The 4915-nt window shown below is 32.3% G+C and carries 6 protein-coding genes and 1 pseudogene; 2 read left to right on the top strand and 5 right to left on the bottom strand.

Going from position 1 to position 4915, the window contains the following annotated elements; genetic code table 11:
- Positions 1-120: 120 nt before the first annotated feature.
- The 5 genes from EZH24_RS07185 to rplI form a co-directional block, all read right to left on the bottom strand.
- Entirely contained in the window at positions 121-762 is a 642-nt protein-coding gene (locus EZH24_RS07185; RefSeq protein ID WP_137998442.1) for an RluA family pseudouridine synthase, read from the bottom strand.
- A 9-nt stretch (positions 763-771) separates the two neighbouring features.
- The gene (locus tag EZH24_RS07180) at positions 772-1140 is read right to left on the bottom strand and encodes a DMT family protein (RefSeq protein WP_137998441.1); all 369 of its coding nucleotides are present in this window, start codon (positions 1138-1140) and stop codon (positions 772-774) included.
- A 75-nt stretch (positions 1141-1215) separates the two neighbouring features.
- Positions 1216-2022: an MlaE family ABC transporter permease gene (locus tag EZH24_RS07175; protein ID WP_137998440.1), complete on the bottom strand. Its 807-nt coding sequence runs from the start codon at positions 2020-2022 to the stop codon at positions 1216-1218.
- Between the two features lie 18 nt (positions 2023-2040).
- The gene (dnaB, locus tag EZH24_RS07170) at positions 2041-3438 is read right to left on the bottom strand and encodes a replicative DNA helicase (RefSeq protein ID WP_137998439.1); all 1398 of its coding nucleotides are present in this window, start codon (positions 3436-3438) and stop codon (positions 2041-2043) included.
- Positions 3439-3459: 21 nt separating this feature from the next.
- The gene (gene rplI / locus EZH24_RS07165) at positions 3460-3981 is read right to left on the bottom strand and encodes a 50S ribosomal protein L9 (protein ID WP_137998438.1); all 522 of its coding nucleotides are present in this window, start codon (positions 3979-3981) and stop codon (positions 3460-3462) included.
- Positions 3982-4181: 200 nt separating this feature from the next.
- On the opposite strand from rplI, the gene EZH24_RS07160 reads away from it, so the two are divergent.
- Both EZH24_RS07160 and EZH24_RS07155 read left to right on the top strand, forming a co-directional pair.
- Entirely contained in the window at positions 4182-4553 is a 372-nt protein-coding gene (locus EZH24_RS07160) for a hypothetical protein (RefSeq protein WP_137998437.1), read from the top strand.
- A 9-nt stretch (positions 4554-4562) separates the two neighbouring features.
- Positions 4563-4915, top strand: a pseudogene (locus EZH24_RS07155) (hypothetical protein); the annotation flags it as partial.

Below are 4915 nucleotides of genomic sequence, written 5' to 3'. Positions count from 1 at the left end.
TGCATATAAATTTTTTATTTTTTCATTTGCATATAAATTTTTTATTTTTTCATATACCCTATGTTATTAACTATGTAAATTATGCCATTGCGTGCCGTTGGCAAAGCAATCAACTAAATATTATATTTCAAGCAATTTTAATCTGCTAAAAAATTCTTTATTATATTCTACGATTATGTCAAAATTTTTTTTTGTTATCGGATGAATAAAATGAATTTCTTTCGCAATAAGCGCAAAACTTTTCATTTTATAAATTTTAGCGTTCTTGGAATATATTTTATCTCCAATAATCGGATGCCCGATACTTGACAAATGAACTCGAATTTGATGCGTTCTGCCTGTAATCGGATTCAATTTCATAAGCGTATGTTCTTTTAATTTTTTCAAAACTTCATAGTTAGTTATCGCATTTTCACCGCCAGATTTTACGCTCAAAATAATTCTTTTATTCGGATTTTTCTCATCTTTTCCTATTGATAAGTTTATAGTTCCTTTATTATTTTTGACTATTCCCTCGACTATCGCATGATATATTTTATTTATATTTCTATTCTTAAAGGCGTCTTCAAAATATTTTTTAATGTTTTCGTCTTTTGCTAAAATAACTATTCCAGAAGTATATTTGTCGATTCTATGAACCAGATAAAGATTTTCAATATTTAGATTTTCTTTTTTAATTAATTTGATTAAATTATCGTCTACTTCGATTCCAGCGTCTTTATTTATTGCGATAAAATATTTATCTTCGTAAATAATATTAATCATAAAAAATTATTTCTTAAAAATAAAAAACACGGCAAGAATCAAACATAAAAAACCTATAAAATGATTTAGCCTGAAAGTTTCCGTTTTGAAAAATACTATAGTAAAAATCGTAAATACGGTTAATGTAATCGCTTCTTGAATAACTTTAAGTTGCATAAGCGAAAAAGGACCGCCGTTTCCCGAAAATCCTATTCTGTTTGCTGGAACTTGAAAACAATATTCGAATAAAGCTATTGCCCAACTTATAAGAATAACAAAAGGAAGCGCCAATTTGTCGAAACCTTTCATTTGATTAAATTTCAAATGTCCATACCATGCGATTGTCATAAATGTGTTTGATAGAATTAGTAATAATATTGTAGTTATGCCTTTCATAATATTTAATTTTCCTTTATTATAATAAATTATTTTTTATCTTTAATAATCATAAATAATCATATAATTTTTTAATCACATTCCGAATAATCCGAGTATTGAAACGAGCAAATAATCGGTAATAAGTATTATCATAAAACTATAAACCACGCTCGTTGTCGTAGACTTTCCCACGCCTTCCGCACCGCCCGTTGTCCTAAAACCAAAGAAGCATGATATAAGCATAATCTCCGCTCCAAATATTGTGGACTTTATCAAACTTCCCATAAAATCTCCAAGCGAAACTACCGCAATCGCCCTATCGAAATAATGAATCGGGTCGTTATGCAAAACGAAAACCGTCACAACAGCTCCTCCGACTATTCCTATAATATCCGCAGAAACGGTAAGCATTGGAAGAGATATAACCGCAGCCCAAAATCTTGGAACGGCGACATATTCTATAGGATTGGTATAAAGAGTTTTCAAAGCGTCAAGTTGTTCGCTCACTTGCATAGTTCCTATTTCCGCGGTAACCGAACTCCCTACCCTACCCGCAAATATCAAAGCCAAAAGCATCGGAGACAATTCTTTAACCATAGCCTTTCCAACCATAGAACCGACAAATTGAGATATTCCTTTTAAAACACTGTCCAAAACTACGGCAATTTGAAGAGACATAACCATTCCAACGCAAAGAACGGTAACGGCGGCTACTACAAAAGATTCGACTCCCATTCTTATTATCTGGTCAGTCAAAAGTTTGAAAGAAAAAGAAGGCTTAAAAGTATATTTAAATATTTGCAATAATAATTGATTAAATTCTCCCAAAGTCGCGAGAAAGTAAGCTACCCTATTCTTTATTCCTTTTCTTAATTCTATTTTAAAATCAAATAATTCCATAATAAAACCTCTTCAAAATCAATTATTATCCGCGTTGGAATAAATATTTTCAAATCTCGTCTGCTCGGCTACAAAATTTAGTGGAAGCCCGTCTATAATAGAACCGTTTCTATGTTTCGCAAGTATTACCTCGACTTGATTATTCCTTTCGTCTATAACCTCTTCGTCATCTCTGTTTGGCTTTTGTCTATGCAAAAACATAACCAAATCGGCATCCTGCTCTATTGAACCCGACTCGCGCAAATCGGAAAGTCTCGGTTTATCCTGCCTCTGCTCTACCGCCCGCGAAAGCTGCGCCAAAGCCACAACGGGAATATTTAATTCTTTTGCGAGCGCTTTTAATCCTCTCGATATATCGGCAATTTCCTGCTCTCTCGTTCCGTTTCTTCTCGTTTGAATATTGGAATGAATAAGCTGCAAATAATCTACGACTATAAGTTTCAAATCGATATTTTTCCCCGAAGTTTTGCTCATCTCGGCAAATTTATATTTCATCTGCCTCGCCTTTCCTCGAATTTCCATTATCGTTAGCTGACTCGAGTCGTCTATTAAAAGATTTGATTGAGACAAACTATTGAAAGTCTGCCCAAGTTTTGTCCATTCAGTCCTTTCCAAATCTCCCGAACGAACTCTCGATAAATTTATTCTTGCCTTGCTTGATATTAATCTTTCCACTAATTGCATTCTGCTCATTTCCAAAGAAAAAAAACCGATTCCAAAACTCATCGTTTCTACATTAGTCATAACATGTTCGACTATATTGAGGGCGAAACTCGTTTTCCCAACGGAAGGACGAGCGGCAAGTATAATCAAATCGGAAGGTTGAAATCCATGCGTCACTCTGTCAAGTCCCGCAAAACCAGAAGGCACTCCCGTAACGGCGCTTTTATGTTTTTTTCTCTCTTCAATGGAAGTCAAAGCTTCGTAAAGCAAATCTCTTATATGAATAAAATCGTTGTCTAATCTTCTTTGAGTGACTTCAAATATTTTTTTCTCGGCAAAATCTGCGACTTCTTTCGTCTCGGAATCTTTCGCTTCGTAAGCGGATTTTTGAATATCTTGAGAGGCTAAAATCAAATCTCTTAATAAAGATTTTTCCGCTATTATTTCGGAGTAATATTTTGCGTTTTGATAAAAAGGAGTTCCGTCAATTATCCGCATCAAATATGCTTCGTCGTTTTGAAAGAGTTTTTCAAATAAGCCGTTTTCTTTCAAATATCTTAAAGCCGTCTCTCCATTAACCTCGATATTTCTGTTATGCATTTCAATGACGCTTTCGTAAAGAAGACGATTTCTTTCGCTGTAAAAATCTTTTGAATTAATTTTTGACAAAGCTATAGATATAGCCTGCGGATTTTGAAGCATAGCTCCCAATAGAGACTCTTCGGCTTCTATCGAGTAAGGCATATTATTCATTTTATAACCGCTATTTTAAATTTAAGCTTCTTCGTTAATCTTTTCTTCGGTAATTGTTTCTTCTTTAATTTCGGTTTCCGTTTGCGAACCTTCCAAAGTTTCTATATTAACGACATTAATTTTTATATTCGCATTGACGCTATGATATAATTTAATTTCCACTTCATATTCTCCAAGCTCTTTGATATGCTTATCCATATGAACATCTCTTTTGCTTATATCGATTTCTTTTTCTTTCAAAGCGTCAACTATGCTCTGCTGACTAACCGAACCGTATAATTTTCCATTGTCTGCCACTTTAACGGGAATAACCACGCTTATATCGACAATTTTGCCTTTGAGTATTTCCGCTTCCATTTTCCTTTTAGCTCTTTTTTTCTCCAAACTTTTTTGCATTTGAGCCAAAGTTTTCAAGTTTCCCGCGTTTTTAATAACGGCAATATTTCTTGGAATAAGATAATTTCGCGCATAACCGTCTTTTACTTTACATATATCTCCTTCATAACCCAACGATATAAAATCTTTCTTCAAAATGACTTCCATAATCTAATTTTCTCCTTTGCTATATTTAATTATATTATTTTCATACTTTATTGATTTATTAAAATAGAATTATATCATATATAGATTATAATATCAAGCGTTATTTTTTATATTTGTCAATTTAACTTGCAAATAAAATAAAAAAAATATAATATTTAAAATAATAATAAAATTAAGGCATAGAATACGGAGATTTAATAATGCCTATAGCCCCTTTGGATTTACAACAATTATACATGCAACAATCCCATATAGGTCGTATGGAGCATGTGAGAATGGCGGCGAAAACGATAGCCATGCAGTCGGAGGACAGAGATATACATAGAGAATCTTTTATAAAGGATTCAACCGTTGTAAAATCGGAAAATGTTTCGGAAGACACTAAAATTAAAGAAAAAAAAGACGAACAGAGAGGCAAAAAAGGACAAGGTTATATTTCTTACAGAAAAAAAAATAGAAGAAATATTATTGATAGCGATGATTCTTTAGAGGGTTCGATAGAGACGATAGAAATAAACGAAATCGGAGCTGCGGAACAAATGAAAGGTTCTAAAATAGATATTTTCGGTTAAAAATTTAATATGCAAATTTTTATAAGCGTTATAATTAATATAATCATATTGGCGGTGGCTTTGCCGTTATTTTATATTTATATAGTTTCGAGAGCGAGAGAAAGACTTGAAAGAGAAACGACTTCAAAAGCTAGAGAAGAAATAGAAGCTTTGGTTAAAGAATTTAATAATATAGCTTTAAGCAGAATTTCGCTACTCGAAGACGCAATAAACAGAGGAAACGAATTATTAAAAAAAATAAATATTGATACTCAAAATGATTTTAATAATAATTCCAAAGAAACTGCAAATAATTTAAATATACAAATTAAGGATATTGAAAATATTAATAATCTTAATAATAAGAGAACGCGAAAGTACTG

This window comes from Brachyspira catarrhinii, from assembly GCF_005518285.1.
In the GTDB taxonomy this organism is placed as follows: Bacteria; Spirochaetota; Brachyspiria; order Brachyspirales; family Brachyspiraceae; genus Brachyspira; species Brachyspira catarrhinii.
This window is presented reverse-complemented; position numbering and strand designations above follow the sequence as displayed.

Excerpts from the sequence above, each read along its gene's own strand:
- EZH24_RS07180 (WP_137998441.1), bottom strand. The coding sequence starts at position 1,140 with ATGAAAGGCATAACTACAATATTATTACTAATTCTATCAAACACATTT.
- EZH24_RS07175 (WP_137998440.1), bottom strand. The coding sequence starts at position 2,022 with ATGGAATTATTTGATTTTAAAATAGAATTAAGAAAAGGAATAAAGAAT.
- dnaB (WP_137998439.1), bottom strand. The coding sequence starts at position 3,438 with ATGAATAATATGCCTTACTCGATAGAAGCCGAAGAGTCTCTATTGGGA.
- rplI (WP_137998438.1), bottom strand. The coding sequence starts at position 3,981 with ATGGAAGTCATTTTGAAGAAAGATTTTATATCGTTGGGTTATGAAGGA.
- EZH24_RS07160 (WP_137998437.1), top strand. The coding sequence starts at position 4,182 with ATGCCTATAGCCCCTTTGGATTTACAACAATTATACATGCAACAATCC.